Here is a 21,611-nt window from a genome sequence, read left to right as displayed (position 1 = left end):
AAAAATCTTAAAATTTGAAAAGGACAATTTCTGCTTTAGCCCTGTTTATTTGTATTGCCGTAACTAATACGGCCTGTGCTTCAACCCGTAAACACTTCCGTGATACGTCTGCAAAATCGTCAATGCTGGATACTTTAACGTACGATTCATTGATGAAAAAACTGGCCAACGGCGATAAAAGCGGACGCTGGCCGGTAAAAACCAAGGAGTATCCCCTGCCCGGTGCTATCTTACCATTTAACCGCATTGTAGCGTTTTACGGCAATCTTTATTCTAAAAACATGGGCGTGCTTGGTCAATACCCACGCAAAACCATGCTCAATAAATTAAAGGAAGAGGTAAAAAACTGGGAGAAAGCCGATACCGCTACCAACGTGGTACCTGCTCTCCACTATATATGTGTAACTGCACAGGCTGACGCCGGTCGTAATGGTTTACACAACCTACGCATGCCCTTTAGCCAGATAGATACTGTGATCAATTGGGCAAAAAGCATCAACGCGCTTGTATTTTTAGATATACAGGTTGGCTTCAGTACGGTACAAACGGAATTGCCTTTATTGGAGAAGTATATGAAGATGCCAAACGTTCATTTAGGTATCGACCCGGAATTTTCTATGAAGGAAGGCAGCGTACCCGGCAAGCGGATTGGCACTTTTGATGCTGATGATATTAATTATGTAACAGGCTACCTCGCCAAACTCGTAAAAAAGAATGACCTGCCACCAAAAATATTCGTGGTTCATCGCTTTACCAAACGTATGGTGACCAACTATAAGGATATTAAACTAAAGCCCGAAGTACAGGTTGTAATGGATATGGATGGCTGGGGCGGCCCGGAACTTAAAAAAGGCACTTACAAATACTTCATTTCTGAAGAGCCTGTTCAGTTTACTGGCTTTAAATTATTCTACAAAAACGATATCAAGAACGAGCCGCACAGGATGCTTACCCCTAAAGAGGTATTGAGCCTGAAGCCTGCTCCTATTTATATTCAGTACCAGTAAAGATTAAACATTGAGATTAAACAAGTTTCATAGATTTAGCGCGACTAAGCTTTATCCATGAAACTTGTACATAAATGTATTCCTGCCTTTTTCCTCATTATATTAGCAAGTATTTCACACGCCCAAAGTGGATTGCCGGCTGTTAACAATACGCTTAACAGGCAAAACATGGATCTGCAAATGGAGAATCAAACACCATTTGCCATGTGGTCGTTCTGGAGCAATAACAATAAAAGCACCAATAATCCTGAATACACGTTTCTGGTAACCATGCTTAATGGAACAAAAAAGGAAGTTAAATCCAGAATTTATATAGATGCCTATGCCCATAAAAGTTATCTGCTCTTTGTTGATCAGTCATTATCCAAAGCAGATACAAACAGGGAGCAGGTAATTTACCCCGAGCAAACGATTGAAATAGCCCGGAATATAGCACCTCTGTCAACTAAAAAGCAAGCTGAAATTATTTCGGCACCAAATTATTATACGGGCATTGCTAAAGATAGCTGTTGGATGTTTAAGTTTATAAGCGGACATATCAACGCCTACTCACTTTTAAGTGAGCCTGAAGGGAAAATGTTCAACCCCAAATCCATAGTTGCCATTCAGCTTAACAACGGGTCAATTGTTCAATACAACGAAGAAAATCTAAGAGCAATGATTGGCGATGATCTTGATGCCATTGAAAGCATCCAATGGAAGAATTATCTCCAGGCAATAAAAAGGTATAACCGGAATGCGGAAAGGGCTAAGAAGGAATAACTGGAGTTATAGTAAGGGCTTATCATAGCTTTATTTGTTATATTGGTAGTATGGAATATCAGGAAGAAGAAATAGACTATGATAAGCAAATAGAACTTGCCGATGATGAAATAGCGGGCGGAGACTTTGTTAAACATGAAGACGTTGAAAAGCTATTCCAAAAAAGAAGAGAAAATCTTTGATTTGAATGTCAATTCGACAAAATAAAAATCCCCGTTCCCGGGGATTTCTATTTTTAACTTATTTCCCCAAAGCTTCCTGCTCTTTCAGGGCAGCTATATTGTTGCTGTCACTATAGCTTGCGGTTTGATTGGCAAAGTCCTCAAGGATGGCAGCTATGGTATCCAGGTTTTCGGATACACGCTGGTGCATATCGGGCAGGTCTCGTTCCAGGCGTTTATCGCCAAGGTCAATATTATCAACTTCTATCTTGGTCAATTTGGTAATGATAGCTTGTTGACTATTTTTAAGGTCTTCCAATTCATGGACAATTTTTTCCATCAGTCCAAACTTCTTTAACTTATCCATAATAGGTGGTTTTAATGATTAATTATAAATCTAACCACCTTAATAAAAAATTGTTTCAGATTTGGAATTAACACCTATAACTAATAATTTAGTTTAACTAAATATTTAGTTATGAAAAATATATTAATAACCCTACTCCTTATCTTATCAGTATTACAATTACACGCTCAACAACCCGCTAATGATTCGCTCTTGCTTGATTATTATCAAAATCAGCGTTTTGCCGATGCAGCCGATTATCTCCAAAAAACATATCCTGAACCTATTACGGATCTTAAGGTATTGGCGAAACTGGCCTATACATCAAAAATGGCCTCACGCCTGCCTGATGCCGAAAACTACTATCAACGGATTTACGATACTGATACCACCAGCCTCACCAACCTATACAATATGAGCGAGATCATTAAAAGGCGTGGCAATAACAAAAAAGCGATTCAGTATGTAAAGAAGATCCTGCTGAAGGACACTACTAACTTTGACGTATATAAACAATTGGCAGACCTATCACAAAATATAGGCGATATAGAGGGAAGTATCGTGTACCTGCAAAAAGCCAACAAAATCAATCCGCTTAACCCGGATGTTGCATATGATCTGTCGTCTTTTTATATAAACCTTAAACTATATGGTAATGCCGAAAATATAATTGATAAAGCTTTAGTTGCCGATACAGCAAACCTGCTTTTGCTGAAGGGGAAAGCCCAGGCTTCGTATGCTTTAAAAAGATACCCGGTAGCCGTTGCCATTACCAAAAAACTAATTGATGCAGGTGAACAGGCCGGCAGTATCGTATCTATGCTCGCTACCTCCTATTACATGACCACCCAGTATGCGGATTGTATCAAAACCTTCAAAATATTGGAGGATGGTAATACAGGCACCGAAGCTTCATATTACTATACAGCAATGAGCTACAAAGCTTTACATAATAATGCTAAAGCTATTGTATATTTAAATAAGGCCATTGAGGAGGCCGTATCTACTGGGGTAAGCTCCTATTACAGCGAAAAAGGTGATTCGTACGACCGCCTGCACCAGCTTAAAAGTGCTGTTGAAGCATATCAGAAAAGCTTGCTATATAAGCCCGATGCTATCACTTATTACGCGCTGGCCACGCTGTATGATACCGAACTGAAGAATAAGTCAATAGCTATTAAGTACTATAAAAAATACCTGGCGAACAAACCAAAGGATTCACAAAAAACTTATATCGCCTACTCTAAAGAACGCATTAAGTCGTTAGGGATTTAGCGTTGCATTAAGCGGGCAACGTATTTGCCTATGATATCGAACTCAAGGTTAACCAGGCTGCCAACTTGCACATTGTGCAGGTTGGTATGCTCAAATGTATACGGGATAATAGCTACAGAAAAGCTGTTGGCGTGCGAATTAACTACAGTAAGACTGATACCATTTACGCAGATCGATCCTTTTTCTACCGTTACATTACCGCTTGAGGCGTCATATTCAAAGGTATACTCCCAGCTACCGTCGAGTTCTTTAAAAGCGGTACAAATGGCGACCTGGTCAACATGCCCCTGCACAATATGGCCGTCAAGCCGGGCATTCATTTGCATACAACGCTCCAGGTTTACCGGGTCGCCAACTTTGAGCTGGGATAAATTGGTTTTATTCAGGGTTTCTTCAATAGCGGTCACTACATGCAAACCATCAGCCAAAGCTACTACGGTAAGGCAAACGCCATTGTGCGCTACCGATTGGTCAATCTTAAGCTCATGCGATATAGCTGATTCAACAGTGATATTGAGGTTGCCTTTTTCCTGTTGCAGATCGGTGATCTTACCTAAAGTTTCTATAATTCCTGTAAACATATGCCTCCTGGCCCGTTAAAGGGCTACTTTGATTGGCACCAAAGCTATAACATTTTATACTACGGTTTGTCAGCAGTAAATGAAATTATTTGAAACTTGAGAACAGATCCTTACGCTTATTGCGGAGATCTTTGCCACCTTCCAATATTGATTTCAGGTTAGCCAGATAAAATGTCCAGCCAAGCTGGCATTGTACATAAAGGTTTTTTTCAGGATCGGCTTCTTCAGGGATATTTTCCTGTACCAGTTCAACAATAACAACACCTAATTTGCAGGTTATGGAAACACTTACAATACTGCCGCCGGTAAATGTAAACTTAACAAAATCACTTCCGTTGGCCTCTAATACCTGCCCGTTCTCAACCGTAGTATCGTCATATCCATGCCAATACCAGGTATAAGTATCCTCCTTCTTAATAAATTCCTGCTGTTCGCGCTGACGGCCGGCTATGGCAAAGAAATCGGCCTTACGCAAAAACCAGGTTTCCAGGCCTTCGGGAGTAGCCCAGGCTTCATACATACTGCGCACATCTGTGTCAACATCAGCTGTTACTTTAAATTTGCTCCATCTGTCGTCTGCCATAATAAAATTGTATATCGGTTTTGGGTGTTTGTAACCAAAAATAACAATTATAATTAAGGCTTTCATTAACTTGCCTTTAAATCTTAAACATGCCAAAGCAAAGTGCCGGGATCTTATTATACCGTAAGACATCTCAGGGTTTACAGTTATTTCTTGTACATCCGGGCGGCCCTTTCTTTAAAAACAAAGACGATGCCTCTTGGTCGGTACCCAAAGGTGAATACGAAGCGGATGAAGACCCGCTCGCAGCAGCCAAACGTGAGTTTCAGGAAGAAACCGGACATGAAATAACAGGGAGTTTTACAGCATTGAGATCTGTCAAACAAAAAGGAGGTAAAACAGTATTGGCCTGGGCAGTAGAGGGCAATATCGATCCGAAAGCCATCAAAAGCAATACATTTGAAATGGAATGGCCGCCGCGTTCAGGCAAAAAACAAACTTTTGATGAAATTGACCGCGGCGAATGGTTTGATATCGCGACAGCAAAAAGAAAGATTAACCCGGCGCAGGTAACTTTTATAGACGAACTGGCTGCGATGGATAATTATTAAACCTGCTTCCTGTTTTTAATCCAGTTGCTGGCTTCAACAATCTCCGACTGTGCGGCAATGGAAACCTTCTTTTTGCTCAAGAGCTGTTCCATTACCATTGCAGCTATTATTGCCTCATCCTCGTGGCTTTCCTGCAGTTCTTCGGGGGCAAAATATTTTTTTACAAAGTGCGTATCAAAATTGCCCGAAGTAAAGGCCTCATGTTCCATCACAAAACGCCCGAAACCAAGCGTAGTTGTAATACCGGTGATTTGATATTCGTCAATAGCCCTTATCATGCGGTCAATGGCTTCGGCACGTGTATCGGCATAAGTTATGAGTTTGGCTATCATCGGGTCGTAATAAATTGGAATTTCCATACCTTGCTCAAAGCCATCGTCGACCCTCACACCGGGGCCCTTGGGTGTGATGTATGTTTGCAGCGTGCCGATATCCGGCAAAAAATTATTAGCAGGGTCTTCGGCATAAACACGAAGTTCGACCGCGTGACCGCGAATCGTTAAATCCTCCTGCTTAAAGCTGATAGCCTCGCCTCTCGCTATTTTAATTTGCTCTTTCACCAGGTCAATACCGGTTATCATTTCAGTTACCGGGTGTTCAACCTGCAACCGCGTGTTCATCTCCAGGAAATAAAAATTCAGCGCCTCATCCATGATAAACTCAACCGTACCGGCACCGGTATAGTTAACAGAGCGGGCCACATCAACCGCACAACGCCCCATCTTTTCTCTTATTTCGGGCGTTAATATTGATGACGGCGCCTCTTCAATTACTTTTTGATGCCGGCGCTGTACCGAACAATCGCGCTCAAACAGGTGCACAATATTACCATGTGTATCGCCAAGTACCTGGATTTCGATGTGTTTGGGGGATGAAACATAGCGCTCAATGAAAACGGAACCATCACCAAAGGCTGATGTAGCTTCAGAAACCGCCAACTGCATCTGTTCTTCAAAGTCCCCGGCACTTTCAACAATACGCATCCCTTTACCGCCACCACCTGCAGCTGCCTTGATCAATATGGGGAAGCCCACTTCAATAGCCCGCTGTTTGGCTTCATTAATATCGGTAATTGCCTCTTCGGTTCCGGGCACCATCGGGATATTGTATCTAAGCGCCGCATTTTTAGCAGATAGCTTGTTACCCATCACCTCCATAGCCTCCGGCGAAGGACCGATAAGAATAAGCCCCGAATCTCTTACCAACCGGGCAAAACCGGCATTTTCGCTTAAAAAGCCATATCCGGGGTGAATCCCTTCCGCACCGGTTTGCTTACAGGCAATTATGATCTTTTCACCAACAAGATAAGATTGACTGGAAGGAGCTTCTCCAATGTTTATAGCTTCATCGGCATAGCGCACATGTAAAGCGTCTCTATCCGCGTCCGAATATACAGCAACGGTTTTAATACCCATTTCGCGCGCAGAGCGCATAATCCGCAAGGCAATTTCGCCCCGGTTGGCAACCAATATTTTCTGCATAAAACAAATGTAATTGATTTATCCAAAAACTTATCATATGCCAGATGCTTATAAAAGCGGCATGAAATATTAAATGTTATTTAGAAACCCACCTGTAGGTTTTACGAGAACATTTATAACAGATGTATTTTTTGAAAGGTAAGCCAAACAGGAAAAATTTAGCAAATGCGCTCCGCTTAACACGGCTTAAACGGGTTTTACAATTCCGGCACATTAATTCGCTGGAACTTGTTGTAGTATTAGCCGTCTCCTGTGGTTTAATTCGAAACTCCGCAGTCATTTGTTAATTATGATAATTATTAAAGGTTGTAATAATTAATTCATTAACCTATAATAAACTAACAAATAAAGTTTTTATATAAAATCAACAAATTAATATTTTGTATAAAAATAGTTACAATGAATGAATTTTTCATGAACTCGGCTTAAAATTATTCCTAAAAAGAATACGCGATCGACGGTTAATTAAATAACTCATACTTTCTTTAATCATTACCTAAAGTAACTTGCATACAAAGCAGGCATAAAATAAAAATGCCTTTGGCAAAACCAAAGGCATTTTTGTTTTATAGATAATATGATTTCAATTATGGTTTAGTTGGCGCAGGTGCACCCGGCGGCGGACCTGGCTGTCCCCCTGGACCAGGGGCCATTCCTGGGCCACCCGGGCCTTTTCCGTCTGGTACCATCACTTCAGGATGGGCTGTACCACGGTGACAGGTATTGCAATTAACTCCGCTCTGCATAATCATGCCCAATGAGTCTTTTTTAGCATGAAAATATTTCTGGTTAATTTTGTTCATCATTTTATACATATCACGAGCCATTTCCTTTTCTGGTTTGGCATCGCTTGTCCAATCCATCTTTTTAGTTTCCTCATTACGGGCATGGCAAAAATTGCAATGCACGCCCAAAGAATGCGACCAATCTTCCATTACCTTATGCAGGTTTTCGCCAGAAATCTTTTTAGGCAATACTTTAAGATTTTTAAAACCTTCGTCCTGTGGCTTACTGGTGGTCATGGCGCCAAACACTACTATGGATAGCAGACCGAGTGTAACTAATAATTTTTTGTTAACAGGCATAATTGTCATGTTTAAGTCATCTAAATTAACTTATTGATTTTAATGTTGCAACATTTTCAAGCAAATGATTGAATTATTCACGGTAAATTCATAGTTACAAACCTTTGCACAAATTTTAAGCAATTGATTTACTGATTAGTTTCTCACTTATCTGCCAGAGCTTTTCCTGTGCTATAGCATCCTGTACTATTCCAGCCGTTTTAGCAACCCTCTTCTTTTTAAAATAGCTACCATTAAATTTATCCAATTGAGATGCAGTTGCCAGGTAGATGGATGTTTCTGCGCCCCGTTCAGGTGTGATCATAAACGGCCGGGCCAGCTTCATGAATATTTTTTCAAACCCTTTAAGCTTATCGGCAAAGCCGCTGTTCACGGCACCTGGATGGAGAGAGAATGCCAGTACCCCATTGTTGCCAAACTTTTGTGCGAGTGACCGGGCAAAATAAACGTTAAAAAGTTTGGCCATACCGTAAGCTTTAACAGCCGAATATCCTTGTACCGATTGCAAATCGTCGAAATTGGGTTTCCCTAATTTATGCCCCTCGGAGCTCACATTGATAATGCGCGCCTGCCCACGCTCAAGCAATGGCATCAAGCTCGTAGTTAATAAAAAGTGACCGAGATGGTTGGTAGCGAAAGTCATTTCAAACCCATCCTTACTTACCTGTCTCTCACTAAAACCGGCGCCTGCATTATTAATAAGTGTGTTAACCGACATCAACTTGTATGAAAGCTCAGCTGCAGCTTCACGAACACTTTGCAGATCGGCGAGATCACATTTAATTACATAGATATGCTTATTGCCGGTCTGGCTAATGATTTCCTGTTTAACAGCCTCACCCCTGATGATATTACGAACCAGCAGGTAAACCGCATGATCCTGCCCGGCAAGGGCTATTGCCGTTGCTTTACCAATGCCGGAGGTAGCCCCGGTAATAACCGTTGTTTTTATAGGCATAAGTGTTGATGCAGATAATTTTGAACGGACAAGATAGTCATTTACTTGCCCTATGCGGCCGGGTAATGGTATTTTTACCCTGGGATTGATGCCCTCACCCAAACTTACGAAGTTTTAGAATTGCAGATCATGAGGCAGATTACTTCTGCATCACCATTACACCATTCATGAGCAGCGTACTGCCACCATCGGCAACAATATTATACACTTTTTGTACGCCGCCTGCATGTTCTGTTTTTTGCAGCACGGTGAAAGCTTCGTATTTACCTGTTTGTTCATTGAGGCAAAGCACTTCCTGTCCGGTTGCCACCTCTCCTATTTTGACATTGCCCTGTTTGGTTAACATAGGGTGATTGGGAGTTGCCTGCAGAACTTTGCTATTCAATTTAACCTCTTTCCCCTGTGTTGTAGTTTTTGTTTGAGCTGATACCAACACCAGTTGAGTAATCGCGTAGTTTTTTGCTTCGTGAGTAGTGAGTTCTTTCACCTTAACTATCATGTTCTTTTTAGTAGCAGGATCAACAGAAATTACCTCATCTCCGCTCTTTACAGCTTTCAGCATCTTTTTATCGCCGTTAGCCATAGTTACCAGTTCTTCGCCCGGAAAACAGATATCATTACCATAAGTAGCAGCTTCCTCTTTCAGGTCCTTACCGCCGTTAAGTACTTTATATTGCTGAAAACTAACTTCTTTCGACAGTACATAAGATAGTTTTAGGATAAAGTTTTGCTCTACTTTGTTGATATTATCAATATCCTGAAAATATTGTTCCCAAACCTTGGCATCGGCTGTAAAATCAGGTACCAGGGCTTTGTAAAGTTTGCCCTTTTCGTTGGTATAAAATACCATCAGGCCTATTTCCTGCATACCTTCTTTGGCCATCAGTTTATACAGGTCGATGCGTTTTTTTAACCCGTCAGATCCGGTTATGAAATAGGGTTTACGGCTTTCATACCTGTCAAGCACATATGTATTTTCAAATTTAACGTAAGTGTCATTATCCAGGTTGGCAATCGTGAATGATTGTGCCTTTTTATACTCATCCATAGTAAGCGGACGAGGGTTTACTGTTTGCGCCTGGGCAAAATAAAGAGATGAAGTTAGTAGTAGTGTTAATGTGAGTTTTCTCATTTTAGAGATTGGAGGTTAGAGATTAGAGGTTGGTTGTTTTAGAGATTGGAGATTAGAGATTAGATTTTGCTTTTCCAACTAATCTCCAACCTCTAATCACTTAAGACAACTGTTTAAACGCATCGGCAAAGGCTTCCATTTCGTCCATACGACCGATGCTCACGCGGCACCAGTCCTTGCCATTAAATTGCCAGTTACGGACACCTACACCGCGCTTCATCATTTCACTGACAAATTTTTTACCGTCCATTTTTAGCGGGAACATTACAAAGTTTGCCGATGATGGGATGTATTCATAACCTTCTTTTTTTAGTACCGAATACAGGTATTCTTTGGAAGCGTTTGTTTTTTGGAGAGCGTCCTTTAAAAACTCTTCTTCGCGATACGCCGCAATTGCGCCTGCAATAGTGGTTGCGGCAAGCGAAAAGCCTGTTGTATACATCGACAACGTTTTAATCGTATCGGGCTGGGCAATTACGTAGCCGCAACGCAAACCGGCAAAGCCATACAACTTTGAAAAAGTACGGGCAACAATAACGTTGTTTCCGGCTTTCACAGTGCTGATCATCGTACTGGCCTGTGGGTCGGGCAGGTAATCGATGTAGGCCTCATCAACAAATACGGTTGTTTTTTTTGACACACGTTCGCAAAAAGCTTTAAGCTTAGCCGTATCTAATATCGTAGCCGTTGGATTGTTAGGGTTACATATATATACAAGCCCGGTATTATCATCAATCTTGGCCTCCATGGCATCCAGATCAAGCTTGTAATCGGCCGTAAGGGGTACTTTGATCCACTTCCCTTCCAGCTGCTGCGCGTGCGATGGCAGGTCGTCATATGAAGGATCGCCGGTAATAATGCTTTTCCCGCCTTTGCTGTAATGTATAGCTGCCGCGAGTAATAATGGTGACGAGCCCGACTCCATCAGGATATTATTGTAGTTGATGCCCTCATACTGGGCTATTTTATTGTATAAGGTACCCTGGGTCATGAACGGGTATTGATAGCTTTTATCAATAGCGTCCTGTATAGCCTTTTTTGCAGCCGGCGACGGACCGAAAGGATTTTCATTGGCCAGCAACCTTGCCTTTAATTCAAAGCCTGCATTAGTAACAGCCTCCTGATCGGTTAATGCCCTGCTTAATGGTTTAAATACACGGGCCGGCATGGCTGCCAGCTTACCAATTGTTCCTGAAAAAAAGGCCAGTCCCCCGGCCATAAATGCGCTGGATTTGATCCAGTTTCTGCGGTTAATTGTACTTGACATGGTGGTGGTATTTAATGCTTTTACGTTGATATTATTTCTGAACCGGATATTGGGTGCGCTGGTTAGTAACCCTGGCATGTACAGCGGCAACCGTACTCCTGGCCGATTCAAATGCCCCGGCCATCCAGGCATTCAGGTATGTTAAATGCTCACCTGCAAAATATACCTGCTTATCGGGCTTTAACAGTACCGGGTATTGTGTTTTACGGGTTTCGGTGGTATACACCGCCCATCCGCCTAAATTATATTTGGTTTTATGCCAGCTTACCGAAAACGAGCTTTCAAACTCCTTGTCATATTGCGGGTGGACGAGCCTGCCTTTTTCCAGTGCGAACTTCTCCCTCTCGGCGTAGCTTAAAGCGCCTATCTTCTGCGCTTTTTCGTTAAAATTGTAATATCCAATCAAGATACCTTTTTTTCCTAAATAATCATAGGATGGATAAAAAATCTGCGTTAAATCATTGTTAGTGTGCGTTATACCACCGTAAATATGCTCATCCTCCTCCCAAAAACGGCGCTTAAACTGCAGGCCAATCTTACCTGTTTGGTTATAGCTGATATAATCGATAGCGCGACTAACATCACTGCTAAAATTATTGCTGATATTACTCAAAACCGGCAACGGGATGGTACAGATACACAGGTCACCGTTTAATATATGCTCGCCGGTGGCATCTTTATAGGTTATCTTAACACCCTCAGCCATATTATTGATAGCCGTAACCTCCGCGCCCATTTTTATGGATGGAGCCACCTTCTTCTCCAATGCTTTGGCTATCTGATCCATCCCACCAACGGCCTGGAACATGGTCATTTGCAATTCATAGGTATATTCGGCCACGTTATAAAAATCGGGGTCCATCAAACCCGAATGCAGCAGGTCGGCCAGTTTATGCGGATCAGCTATTTTGCCTGGCTTGTCCCCTGCCCCCGGTGATTCAGCGTAACCACGGCGCGCCGATGCTTTGTATAACTTACCAATATCCAGCCCACCTTCGGCCTGCAGGTATTCAATGATCTTTTCGCCATCCTCTTTTGTAAAGTTACTGTCGAGACTGCCATGGTCAATGCTTTTAGCCAGCATTTCGGTCATATAACCACGAATGTCATTATGCACCTCCCTAACCTTTATCTTTTTGTTGGATAAAGGCCCTTTGCCTTCAGCAAAATAATATGCCCCCTCGTTTACGTTATTATAAACCTGGATGGGCACGCCCAGCTCTTTGCAGTAATGCAGTGTAAGTTCGTGGTTGTGCGGAATGCGCGAAGGGCCGGCGTTAAAATACTGCCCGGCATCAAAGCGGGCGGTAGCTGTTGGTTTATCAATTTCGGTATTGGTAGTACCATTACGGATACTAAAGCAGCGTCCACCCGTGCGCTGCCGCGCCTCCAGAATGGTGCACTGATAGCCGAGTTTACCAAGTTCGTAGGCACTGGTCATGCCGGCCAAACCTCCGCCTAAAATAATAATATGTTTTCCTTTGCCATTGCCTTCGAGATTAAAGGCATGAGCCGGCGATGGTTTTAATAAGCCAAGGGCAAGCATAGCGGGATAAGCCCCGCCAGCCAACATGGCACCTTTTCCTAAAAAGTCCCTGCGGGTAATAGTTTTCAATAAGCGCGTATTTATGTTTTACAATCAACTCTGCTTTAAATATAGTTTTTTGTTTGTTTCTATGTTAAGCTTAAAACAACTTTTGTTAAGGTTTTTATGAAATTAACAGGGTTGGTTTGGTAGCTAATGGATTTGCGTTAAGATATGGTTAAGCTCAGTTATTAATTAGAGGTTGGTTTTGTCGAGAACGATTGTGCTGGCTTGGCCAATGGGTTGATGGACATTAGTGATAGAATTATTGACCAGTTACTTGTATGAATAGGGATTTTTTGAATGTGAAGTTAATTAAAGGATGCAATTCAAATCCTATAAATTCTTTCACCCGTTTAATCGCGGTTCAGGCAAAAATCAACGCAATCAACGCAATCATTCACGTCAACGGTTCAGATTATGGGCGTTGCCTGCGGCCGGGCTATCCGCTCATACGCCTGCAGGCATTACGCTCATTGGCCGGTACCCGCTCCTATCCCTAACGCAAGGACAGAGGTTAGTGATTAGAGAATGGAGATTAGTTTTCTTACAACCTAACCTCTGATCTCCAACCACTAATCTCTACCACCAAACGTTAAATTCTGTTAAAAAGTGAAAATAAATTTGCTTTACTACGAATAATTCGTAGATTTACGAAACAATCGTAAATACAATGGAAAAATTATCGCAACAAGAGGAAGAAGCAATGCAGGCGGTGTGGCAATCGGGCCCGGGATTTATCAAGGATTTTTTAGATCAACTGGCCGAACCAAAGCCCCCTTACACTACCCTTGCCTCTACCATAAAAAACCTGGAGCGCAAAGGATTTTTGAAAAGCGAAAAAATGGGTAACTCCTTCCGCTACCTGCCTGTGATACAGGAAGAGGAATATAAAAAGCGCTTTATGAGTGGTTTTGTGAGCAACTATTTTCAAAACTCTTATAAAGACCTGGTAACGTTTTTCGCCAATGAAAAAAAAATCAGCGCCACCGACCTGAAAGAGATCATTAAACTCATTGAAAAACAATAAACCTTACGATGATGCCGGCAACATTTGTTTTTTTATTAAAAGTAAACATAGCCCTGTTGTTGTTTTGCGCGGGCTATTACCTGGTGCTGAGGCCCCTCACTTTTTATACACTTAACCGGATCTATTTGCTTGCGGCTATCCTGTTTGCAAGCATCTATCCGCAGATCAATTTTTCGGCCTTTGTACAGCGGCACGAAGAACTGGCCAAACCTATGGAGCAGATTGCCATCAACTGGCAATCGCACGTACAACTGACAAGCCAACCGGTTCAAACATTTGATTACTGGTATTGGCTGGGCATTATTTTCTGGACAGGGGCCGGCCTGCTGCTCATTCGCCTGGCCTTACAGCTTTTATCCCTGTTACGATTGTATAAAAACTCCAAACCTCAATACATAGGCGAACATTTGGTTAGGGTAATGGACAAAGATGCCGCGCCATTTTCCTTTTGGCGAAGTATTTATGTAAACCCCGCTAAACATGAACCAGCCGACCTTAAATCTATCCTGCTGCATGAGCAGGTGCACGTGAACCAATGGCACACCGCAGATATTCTGTTAGCCGAACTGAGCAGTATTTTTTACTGGTTTAACCCTGGCATCTGGCTTATCAAAAGGGCCGTAAGGGAAAACATTGAGTTTATTACCGATCGTAAGATCCTGAAAAATGGTGTAGACAGTAAAACTTACCAATACAGTTTAGTAAACGTAAGTTTTAATAATACCCAACCCGGCATTGTAAACCATTTCAATATTTCAACTATAAAAAAACGGATAATCATGATGAACGCGAAAAGATCGTCGAAACTTAACCTCACGCGCTACGCTTTTGTAGTGCCGGCCGTTATGGCCTTGTTACTGGTATTCAGCATTTCAAAAGCTGATTTTGCCAAACCTGTGAGGATTACCCTTGCCAACGCGGTACAACCTCTGGCCAGGATCATTAACATTAACCCGGACGAGGTTATTAAACAGGATACCAAACCCGCCAAAGCTTCAAAATCGGTGTCAAAAGCAAGGGCAACTAAAGCTGCAATTACTGCTGCTCCGGTGGCACTTCCCAAAGTCGCATTAAGTGCGCTTGCGCCTGCCGCCCCATTAACCGCTCCAAATGATACTATCAAAAAGATCAGAATAATAAGCGACATTAAAAGAGATTCATTGGTATTTGTAGTAAATGGCGCGGTATCTGCCGGTAAAACCATCGATCCGACAAAGATCGAGAACATGTATATACTTACAGGAGACAATGCGCGGAAATTTGCTAAGATTGAAGAGGGCAAACCGATTAAAGTAGCTTATATAATTACTAAAGACGCTCCCAACAAAGAAGAACTCGAAAAAAGTGTACCAAATATTACTTTAAAAAAGGTTAGCACAAACCTAAGTGGCTATACTGTGCTAAATGACGATGACAATATTAATGTAGTGGCTGTTGGTCCAGTTAGTAAAAGTGTTGATGTAAAACATGTTAAAAGCCTTGTTGTAGTGAAAGGTGTAAGCAGTTCGGCAACTGGCAGCAGCAACAGTACAATAACTATTAACGGTGTAAAAGCAAAACCTACAGCTCTTTCATACAGCATCAAATCTGACGATGATGCCATAGTAGCTCAAGGCGGTGATGTTATTGTTACCGGGTACGGTAAAAAAGCAAACGTTAAGGCAATAAAAGTGAACGGAATGAGCATTGTAACCAATGGCGACAAAGACCCACTGGTTGTAATAGATGGCAAAAATAGCACCATGGATGCACTGAAAAAACTCGGTTCGGACAAAATAGAGAGTATTTCTATACTCAAAGGCGACGATGCCACAAAAAAATATGGCGATAAAGCTAAAGACGGTGTAGTTGTAATAGGTACCCGTAAAAAGTAACGTAATTGGTTGATTAAGTTAGATTAGGTGAGTAGTTTTATTTCGATAAGATCAGTTAATATTAATAGAAATAAACACGCTCTTAAGCAACTTTAAACATAATCAACCTTCTCAACTGGCCTCGGCCAGTTTTTCCGTTTCCAGCAGGTTGAGTAAGGCTTTCTCAGCAATATTAAGTTCGGCGGCTTTTACATCTTCGCGTTCATCAAGCTGGCCGATATATTTAAAGATGGTTCCTTCTTCATAACTTTTAATAACCGATGGGTGCACGTAGTACTTTTTGCAAACAGTACGCGTGTTCCCAAGGTTTATGGCTACCTCGTCCAAAACACTCACTATCTTCTTTTTACACTCTGTAACACTGTCAAATTCTCCGGCCTCTTTAAAAGCGTACAGTGCACTTACGCTGCCTGCCCAGGTACGAAAATCTTTGGCGGTAAAGTCTTCTCCGGTAATTTCATGCAGGTAGCTATTAATATCGCCCGAGCCTACACTGCACTTTGTACCATCCTCGTTATAATATTGAAAAAGCTCTTTCCCGGGGATATCACGGCATTGCTTTACCAAACGTGCAAGCTTACGGCTTTGCAGTGATACTTTGTGAAACACTCCTTTCTTGCCTTTAAACTCAAACCGGAGATTGGATCCTTCAACCTTCACGTGCCTGTTTTGCAACGTCGTTAAGCCAAATGATCCATAAAGCTTTTTGTACGATTCATTCCCAACCCTGATACTGGTAAGCTCCATTAACCTCACTACCAGTGCAACTACTTTTTCATGGCCAAGGTTATGCCTTGCCAAATCTTTATCTACCTGCTTGCGAATTGCCGGCAAATGCGCTGCGAAAGTCTGCATCCGGTGATATTTGGATTGGTTCCGGATCTGGTTCCAATGAGCATGATACCGGTATTGCTTGCGCCCGGCAGCATCCGTACCCGTAAATTGTAAGTGGCCGTTTTCGTAGGGCGAGATCCAAACGTTAGTATATGCCGGCGGGATCACCAGCTTGTTGAACCTGGTTAACAATTCTTTGTCTTTTACTAAATTACTATCTGCATCATAATAACTCCAGCCTTTGCCCGACTTTTTACGGGTATACCCCGGCGATGAGTCGGATACATAACGTAGGCCAACTGCCTTGGCAGTGATCTTTGGGTCGCGGCCAATTTTTTCGAGCTTTTTGAGAAGACGGTTCATGTGGAGATAACATGCGGAGGGGATATTAAGTTTTAATTAGGAATTTATCTTATAGAGATATTTTAGATTATTGCCTTAAGTCTCTTTAATGAAAAAAGGGATGCCCGACGGGCATCCCTTTTTTCATTAATATATAATTATGTCATTGCGAGGTACGAAGCAATCGCATGCGATACAGGGCGGCTGTACAGAGCGGCTCGGTTTCCGTGCGATTGCCACGCTGCGCTCGCAATGACACGTGGAAGTGGGCTTTCCTTGGAAAACCTTACTTCAACACCGAAACCGCTTTATTAGCTTCACCAACACCCCAAACGGTGCCAGGCTTATCGCCCATAGTAATTACCAGTTCGCCGCCCTGCATCACATCGGTGTGTTTGATATAAGTTTTGGTATAATCAGCGCCATTAAGCGTCATAGCCTGGATATACTTGTTTTTAGGGCCGTTATTTTTAACCACTACATGGAACTTCTTATTTCCCTGCAATTGCAATGTAGCCTCGTTAACTACCGGGCTGCCGAACACGTACAGGCCATTGGCCGGATTAACCGGGTAAAAACCAACAGCAGATAACACATACCAGGCCGACATCTGCCCTACATCCTCATTGCCGATAATACCATCCGGCTTATCGGTATAAAAGTCATCAAGGATAAATCTTACTTTTTCGGCTGTTTTCCATGGCTTGCCCGAGTAAGCATAATAATAACTCATTGGGTGGCTTGGCTCGTTGCCATGTGCATACTGGCCGATCAAACCTGACACATCAGGCGATTTAAATTTGCCCATATCACCTTGCGCAATAAACAATGAATCAAGCTTGGTATTGAACTTATCAACGCCGCCCAGCATATCAATCAAACCTTCTACATCCTGCGGAACAAGGAAAGTGTACTGCCAGCCGTTGCCCTCGGTAAAGTCGCCGGTTTCGTGGATAGAGATGAATGGGCTATACGGTGTACGCCATGCATCCTGCGATAAACGGCCGCGCATAAAGCCAGCCTTTGCGTCATAATAGTTTTTGTAGTAGGCACCGCGTTTACTGAAGTAAGCGTAGTCTTCGGTTTTGCCTAATTTTTTGGCTACCTGCGCCAGGCTCCAGTCGTCTATGGCATATTCAAGGCCCATTGAAACCGATTCGCGGCTGCTATCGGCAGGGATATAGCCGTATTTTTTAACGTATTTGATACCGCGATCGTCACCCATTGCTGTGGTTTTCATGGCCTCGTATGCTAAATTAGCATCAAAACCCTTATATCCTTTTAACAAAGCATCTGCAACAACAGGTACCGCGCTGTAACCCACCATACAATTGGTTTCATTAGCCATCAAATGCCAAACGGGTAAACTACCTTGTTGCTGATAAATAGCCAGCATAGAGTTGATCATATCATTCACATGCTCAGGGTGGATAATGGTTGACAGCGGATTGTTTGAACGGTAAGTATCCCACAATGAAAACGTGGTTACGTTATTGAAACCTTCGTTTTTGTGTACTTTTTTATCTGTTCCCCAGTATTCGCCATTCACATCGTTAAAAATAGACGGCGCTATCATAGTATGATAAAAAGCAGTATAAAACTTCTTCATCTGTGATAATGAATCGGCCTTGATCACAATTTTCTGAAACTGTTTGTTCCAGGCAGCATCAGCATCGGCAACCACTTTATTGAAATCCCATCCTGGTATCTCAGTTTCGATATTAAGCAGGGCATTCTTCGCGCTCACCGGTGAGATACCAACTTTAGCATAAACAACTTCGCCTTTGGTGGTAGCAAAGCTGATAACACCTTTTACTTTTACACCTTTAAGCTCGGTACCTTTTGCGCTGGCGGTACTGTCATAAACATTGAATGTTTTAATAGGCTTTGAAAACACCGCTGTAAAATAAATACGTTGATCATTTGCCCAGCCTTTTGAAAAACGATAACCACAAATGGTATTTTGATCTACCTGTTTAATATAGGTTTCCATTGGCCTGTCCCAGCCAATACCTTCCTGCAAATCAATCAGGATGTGGGCATCCTTTGATGCAGGGAAAGTATACTTATGCATCCCAACACGGGCGCTCGCAGTAAGCTCAACACCGATATCGTATTTTTTAAGCTTTACTTTGTAATAGCCCGGCTTTACAACCTCATCCTTGTGACTGAACAACGATACATAACCGACTTTTAAATTTTTGTTGCTGCCTTTGTATACGTTGATTGGCCCGGTTGTAGGCATAAAAGAAATATCGCCCAGATCACCAATACCGGTACCGCTTAAATGCGTATGCTGAAAACCGATAATGGTAGAATCGGAAATATGATAGCCCGAACACCAGTCCCAACCCTCAGAAATATTGGTTGGGCCTAACTGCACTGCTCCAAACGGAACACTGGCACCCACAAAAACGTGCCCATGAAAACCGGTGCCAATATATGGGTCGACATATTGTGTTAAACCGCCGGCCTTTTTCATGGGCTGCGATTGGTGCCTTTGTGCCTGGGCGCTTAAATTAACCAGGGCCAGTAAACCGGCCAAAACGAGTTGTTTTTTCATTCTTTATTTAAATGATGTATTGAGGTTTATATTGCTGTCAAAGTAAACCTCAATACTTAATAGATTATTAATAAACGCTTAATTCGGCTACGGTAATACCATTGCCTGCAATTACGTGCGTGGCTTCAAATTTAAAATAACGTGCGCTAAATGCCTGCTTTAAAGCTACAGGTTGCTCAATTGGGTTCGATTTGATATTAGAGAACTCGCCAGATGCCACCTTTTCCCAGGTTTTGCCATCATTGCTGACGTAGAAAATGTAGCTATCAACAATGCCTTCAGATTGTTTATCCTGCCTTGGCAAATAACCAAATGCTTTTATCTTTTGTTCCTTACCCAAATCAACGCTGATTTGCTGCGGGAATTGCGCATCTTCTTTTTTAAGGGTACTGTAAAGACTACCTGTATTTTCGTCGAAAGCATTTTCTGCACGCCCCCAGCCATCATTAGCTGCAGTGGCATCCAGCACTTTCCAATCGGTTTTAGCAAAGCCAAATGATGCGTAAGCACTTTCACTTTGTTGATTTTTACCTTCAAAACTCCGGGCTTTTACTACTCCGCCCTCATTAAGCGCAAACGGCTTAGTATAAACCGACGAACTCGATGTTGGCTCGTGCCCGTCAAGCGTATAGCGGATAGCGCTTACAGGAGCTTCGGTAATAATGCTTACTTCGCCTTTTTTATTGCGTGATACTTTTGGTGCAGTTAAATGCACCGGCTCTTTATAAATCCCGAAATCGCTCAAAGCAATAGCCACCGGCGACGCAGTAACCCTCAGTTTCAGTTTACTTGCAGTGATATTTTGAGTTAAACGGATCAGCCTGTTACCGCCAATACTGGTAGCTTCCCCTATTTGCTCCCATTTGCCATTTAAATAAGCATCTACGGCAACTGCTTCAATACGCTGACCAAGCTTAATATTTTCGCGCAGACGGATCACGTTAAACGTTTTTGGCGAATGCAGATCGATAGTTAATTCGGGAGTAGTTACTTTATCATCAGTAGCCCAATAGCTGTAGCGGTTATCATCCAACAAAAACTGCGGACCAAATTTGGCTTTGTTACCGCCACGCACATTACTTGCCGTTAGTGTTGCCCCTTTTGCCAAATTAACAGCAAAGGTTTGCTTAAGCAAGTTGCCGAACTCGGTTAATGATTTAACATCAATCTCGTTAATAATACCACGCGGATCAGGAGATAAACCCAAATCAAGCGCCGCGCCACGGCCTACGCTTTTGTAATACAGATCGAGCAAGGTATAAGGCGATTTTACACCTTCATCCTGCGCTTTGTGATAAAACCATCCCGGACGCAATGACACATCGCATTCGGCCGGCATCCAATACTTACCGTTACGGGTGCCTTCGGTGCCTTCATAATCCTTTACATAACCATTAGCAGGGATCTTGCCTTCATCAGGAGCGTGAGGAGTGTAAGTGGCCCAGCATGTTTCACCTGCATGGCCTTCCTCATTACCTACCCAACGCACATCCGGGCCAACATCGCCAAATAAAACAGCATTCGGTTGCAATTTGCGTGTAATGCCCCAGGTAGTATCCCATCCATAATAAGTTGAACGGTCAATTTTTCTTACTTCACGTTTGCCGCCGTAATAGCCATCACCGCCATTAGCGCCATCGTGCCATGAAATAAACAACGGACCGTAATTGGTATACAATTCTTTCAGTTGCTCACGGTAGATCTTTACATATTCGGCCGTGCCGTAATTAGGGTTGTTCCTGTCCCATGGTGAGCAGTAAACACCTAGTTTCATGCCTAACTTATCGCAAGCTTCACGATATTCTTTCAGCATATCGCCCTTGCCGTTTTTATATGGGCTTTTGGTGATATTGTGCTCGGTAGTTTTGGTTGGCCAGATGCAGAAACCATCGTGGTGTTTGGCTACCACAACCACACCTTTAAAACCACCGGCTTTTGCAGCAGCAACTATCTGCATGGCGCTGAACTGCGATGGGTTAAAAATCTTCGGATCTTCATCGCCAAATCCCCACTCCTTGTTGGTATAAGTATCAACGCCGTAATGGATAATGCAATACATCCCAGTTTCCTGCCAGTTAAGCTGCCCTTGTGTAGGCAATACGCCATAAGGCTTAGGAGCAGTTTGGCCGAAACTATTTAAACCGGCCGTAAGTAACAATAAGGCAATGCCTGTAAACTTCTTCATAATTGGTAT

General features: G+C 42.6%; 19 protein-coding genes. 7 read left to right on the top strand and 12 right to left on the bottom strand.

All coding sequences use genetic code 11. The features are described from left to right. The first annotated feature begins 14 nt into the window (after positions 1–14). The 3 genes from ACEN9X_RS23735 to ACEN9X_RS23725 are packed head-to-tail and all read left to right on the top strand — an operon-like array spanning position 15 to position 1,951. Entirely contained in the window at positions 15–1,007 is a 993-nt protein-coding gene (locus ACEN9X_RS23735; protein WP_413667488.1) for a hypothetical protein, read from the top strand. A 57-nt stretch (positions 1,008–1,064) separates the two neighbouring features. Then, a complete protein-coding gene (locus tag ACEN9X_RS23730; protein ID WP_413667487.1) occupies positions 1,065–1,769 on the top strand; it encodes a hypothetical protein in 705 nt (234 codons plus the stop codon). A gap of 50 nt (positions 1,770–1,819) precedes the next feature. After that, complete coding sequence (locus ACEN9X_RS23725; protein WP_330860124.1) at positions 1,820–1,951, top strand: hypothetical protein; 132 nt, start codon at positions 1,820–1,822, stop codon at positions 1,949–1,951. A gap of 58 nt (positions 1,952–2,009) precedes the next feature. On the opposite strand, the gene ACEN9X_RS23720 is transcribed toward ACEN9X_RS23725, so the two are convergent. After that, a complete protein-coding gene (locus ACEN9X_RS23720; RefSeq protein WP_330860125.1) occupies positions 2,010–2,297 on the bottom strand; it encodes a hypothetical protein in 288 nt (95 codons plus the stop codon). A gap of 111 nt (positions 2,298–2,408) precedes the next feature. On the opposite strand from ACEN9X_RS23720, the gene ACEN9X_RS23715 reads away from it, so the two are divergent. Next, positions 2,409–3,551, top strand: a complete 1,143-nt coding sequence (locus ACEN9X_RS23715) for a hypothetical protein (protein WP_413667486.1) — start codon at positions 2,409–2,411, stop codon at positions 3,549–3,551. On the opposite strand, the gene ACEN9X_RS23710 is transcribed toward ACEN9X_RS23715, so the two are convergent. Together ACEN9X_RS23710 and ACEN9X_RS23705 are read right to left on the bottom strand one after the other, a co-directional pair. After that, a complete protein-coding gene (locus ACEN9X_RS23710) occupies positions 3,548–4,132 on the bottom strand; it encodes a riboflavin synthase (RefSeq protein WP_413667485.1) in 585 nt (194 codons plus the stop codon). The two genes, ACEN9X_RS23715 and ACEN9X_RS23710, sit on opposite strands and share 4 nt — an antisense overlap. A gap of 85 nt (positions 4,133–4,217) precedes the next feature. After that, complete coding sequence (locus ACEN9X_RS23705; RefSeq protein WP_413667484.1) at positions 4,218–4,715, bottom strand: SRPBCC family protein; 498 nt, start codon at positions 4,713–4,715, stop codon at positions 4,218–4,220. 89 nt (positions 4,716–4,804) lie between these two features. Between ACEN9X_RS23705 and ACEN9X_RS23700 the strand changes: the two genes are divergently transcribed. Then, on the top strand, positions 4,805–5,266 hold the full coding sequence (locus tag ACEN9X_RS23700) for an NUDIX domain-containing protein (RefSeq protein WP_413667483.1): 462 nt from the start codon (positions 4,805–4,807) through the stop codon (positions 5,264–5,266). On the opposite strand, the gene accC is transcribed toward ACEN9X_RS23700, so the two are convergent. From accC to ACEN9X_RS23670, 6 genes are all read right to left on the bottom strand, one after another. Continuing rightward, positions 5,263–6,747, bottom strand: a complete 1,485-nt coding sequence (gene accC, locus ACEN9X_RS23695; protein ID WP_413667482.1) for an acetyl-CoA carboxylase biotin carboxylase subunit — start codon at positions 6,745–6,747, stop codon at positions 5,263–5,265. The two genes, ACEN9X_RS23700 and accC, sit on opposite strands and share 4 nt — an antisense overlap. Before the next feature lie 587 nt (positions 6,748–7,334). After that, positions 7,335–7,832, bottom strand: a complete 498-nt coding sequence (locus tag ACEN9X_RS23690) for a c-type cytochrome (protein WP_413667481.1) — start codon at positions 7,830–7,832, stop codon at positions 7,335–7,337. Between the two features lie 115 nt (positions 7,833–7,947). Further along, the gene (locus ACEN9X_RS23685) at positions 7,948–8,790 is read right to left on the bottom strand and encodes an SDR family oxidoreductase (protein WP_413667480.1); all 843 of its coding nucleotides are present in this window, start codon (positions 8,788–8,790) and stop codon (positions 7,948–7,950) included. A gap of 139 nt (positions 8,791–8,929) precedes the next feature. Next, entirely contained in the window at positions 8,930–9,922 is a 993-nt protein-coding gene (locus ACEN9X_RS23680) for a Hint domain-containing protein (protein ID WP_413667479.1), read from the bottom strand. 100 nt (positions 9,923–10,022) lie between these two features. Next, positions 10,023–11,189, bottom strand: a complete 1,167-nt coding sequence (locus ACEN9X_RS23675) for a pyridoxal phosphate-dependent aminotransferase (RefSeq protein WP_413667478.1) — start codon at positions 11,187–11,189, stop codon at positions 10,023–10,025. Positions 11,190–11,220: 31 nt separating this feature from the next. Beyond that, positions 11,221–12,804 carry an FAD-dependent oxidoreductase gene (locus tag ACEN9X_RS23670; protein ID WP_413667477.1) on the bottom strand — a complete coding sequence of 528 codons (1,584 nt, stop codon included), beginning with the start codon at positions 12,802–12,804 and terminating at the stop codon, positions 11,221–11,223. A gap of 643 nt (positions 12,805–13,447) precedes the next feature. On the opposite strand from ACEN9X_RS23670, the gene ACEN9X_RS23665 reads away from it, so the two are divergent. Next, positions 13,448–13,804, top strand: coding sequence for a BlaI/MecI/CopY family transcriptional regulator (locus ACEN9X_RS23665; protein WP_413667476.1), 357 nt, complete (start codon positions 13,448–13,450; stop codon positions 13,802–13,804). A gap of 11 nt (positions 13,805–13,815) precedes the next feature. Next, positions 13,816–15,678, top strand: coding sequence for a M56 family metallopeptidase (locus ACEN9X_RS23660; protein ID WP_413667475.1), 1,863 nt, complete (start codon positions 13,816–13,818; stop codon positions 15,676–15,678). A gap of 111 nt (positions 15,679–15,789) precedes the next feature. Here ACEN9X_RS23660 and ACEN9X_RS23655 read toward each other — a convergent pair whose 3' ends face one another. The 3 genes from ACEN9X_RS23655 to ACEN9X_RS23645 all read right to left on the bottom strand — a co-directional run bounded on the left by ACEN9X_RS23655 (position 15,790) and on the right by ACEN9X_RS23645 (position 21,602). Further along, positions 15,790–16,875: a DNA topoisomerase IB gene (locus ACEN9X_RS23655; protein ID WP_413667474.1), complete on the bottom strand. Its 1,086-nt coding sequence runs from the start codon at positions 16,873–16,875 to the stop codon at positions 15,790–15,792. A 265-nt stretch (positions 16,876–17,140) separates the two neighbouring features. After that, positions 17,141–19,417 carry a GH92 family glycosyl hydrolase gene (locus tag ACEN9X_RS23650; protein WP_413667473.1) on the bottom strand — a complete coding sequence of 759 codons (2,277 nt, stop codon included), beginning with the start codon at positions 19,415–19,417 and terminating at the stop codon, positions 17,141–17,143. Between the two features lie 67 nt (positions 19,418–19,484). Next, complete coding sequence (locus tag ACEN9X_RS23645) at positions 19,485–21,602, bottom strand: alpha-L-fucosidase (RefSeq protein ID WP_413667472.1); 2,118 nt, start codon at positions 21,600–21,602, stop codon at positions 19,485–19,487. Positions 21,603–21,611 lie beyond the last annotated feature (9 nt).

Source organism: Mucilaginibacter sp. Mucisp86, assembly GCF_047324315.1.
Taxonomy (GTDB): Bacteria; Bacteroidota; Bacteroidia; order Sphingobacteriales; family Sphingobacteriaceae; genus Mucilaginibacter.
Note: the sequence above shows the minus strand (reverse complement) of the source record. Positions and strands in the feature narration are given on the sequence as shown.

Bases quoted from the DNA above. Each gene is read 5' to 3' on its own strand.
- ACEN9X_RS23730 (WP_413667487.1), top strand. From the start codon at position 1,065: ATGAAACTTGTACATAAATGTATTCCTGCCTTTTTCCTCATTATATTA.
- ACEN9X_RS23725 (WP_330860124.1), top strand. From the start codon at position 1,820: ATGGAATATCAGGAAGAAGAAATAGACTATGATAAGCAAATAGAACTT.
- ACEN9X_RS23720 (WP_330860125.1), bottom strand. From the start codon at position 2,297: ATGGATAAGTTAAAGAAGTTTGGACTGATGGAAAAAATTGTCCATGAA.
- ACEN9X_RS23715 (WP_413667486.1), top strand. From the start codon at position 2,409: ATGAAAAATATATTAATAACCCTACTCCTTATCTTATCAGTATTACAA.
- ACEN9X_RS23710 (WP_413667485.1), bottom strand. From the start codon at position 4,132: ATGTTTACAGGAATTATAGAAACTTTAGGTAAGATCACCGATCTGCAA.
- ACEN9X_RS23705 (WP_413667484.1), bottom strand. From the start codon at position 4,715: ATGGCAGACGACAGATGGAGCAAATTTAAAGTAACAGCTGATGTTGAC.
- ACEN9X_RS23700 (WP_413667483.1), top strand. From the start codon at position 4,805: ATGCCAAAGCAAAGTGCCGGGATCTTATTATACCGTAAGACATCTCAG.
- accC (WP_413667482.1), bottom strand. From the start codon at position 6,747: ATGCAGAAAATATTGGTTGCCAACCGGGGCGAAATTGCCTTGCGGATT.
- ACEN9X_RS23690 (WP_413667481.1), bottom strand. From the start codon at position 7,832: ATGCCTGTTAACAAAAAATTATTAGTTACACTCGGTCTGCTATCCATA.
- ACEN9X_RS23685 (WP_413667480.1), bottom strand. From the start codon at position 8,790: ATGCCTATAAAAACAACGGTTATTACCGGGGCTACCTCCGGCATTGGT.
- ACEN9X_RS23680 (WP_413667479.1), bottom strand. From the start codon at position 9,922: ATGAGAAAACTCACATTAACACTACTACTAACTTCATCTCTTTATTTT.
- ACEN9X_RS23675 (WP_413667478.1), bottom strand. From the start codon at position 11,189: ATGTCAAGTACAATTAACCGCAGAAACTGGATCAAATCCAGCGCATTT.
- ACEN9X_RS23665 (WP_413667476.1), top strand. From the start codon at position 13,448: ATGGAAAAATTATCGCAACAAGAGGAAGAAGCAATGCAGGCGGTGTGG.
- ACEN9X_RS23660 (WP_413667475.1), top strand. From the start codon at position 13,816: ATGCCGGCAACATTTGTTTTTTTATTAAAAGTAAACATAGCCCTGTTG.
- ACEN9X_RS23655 (WP_413667474.1), bottom strand. From the start codon at position 16,875: ATGAACCGTCTTCTCAAAAAGCTCGAAAAAATTGGCCGCGACCCAAAG.
- ACEN9X_RS23650 (WP_413667473.1), bottom strand. From the start codon at position 19,417: ATGAAAAAACAACTCGTTTTGGCCGGTTTACTGGCCCTGGTTAATTTA.
- ACEN9X_RS23645 (WP_413667472.1), bottom strand. From the start codon at position 21,602: ATGAAGAAGTTTACAGGCATTGCCTTATTGTTACTTACGGCCGGTTTA.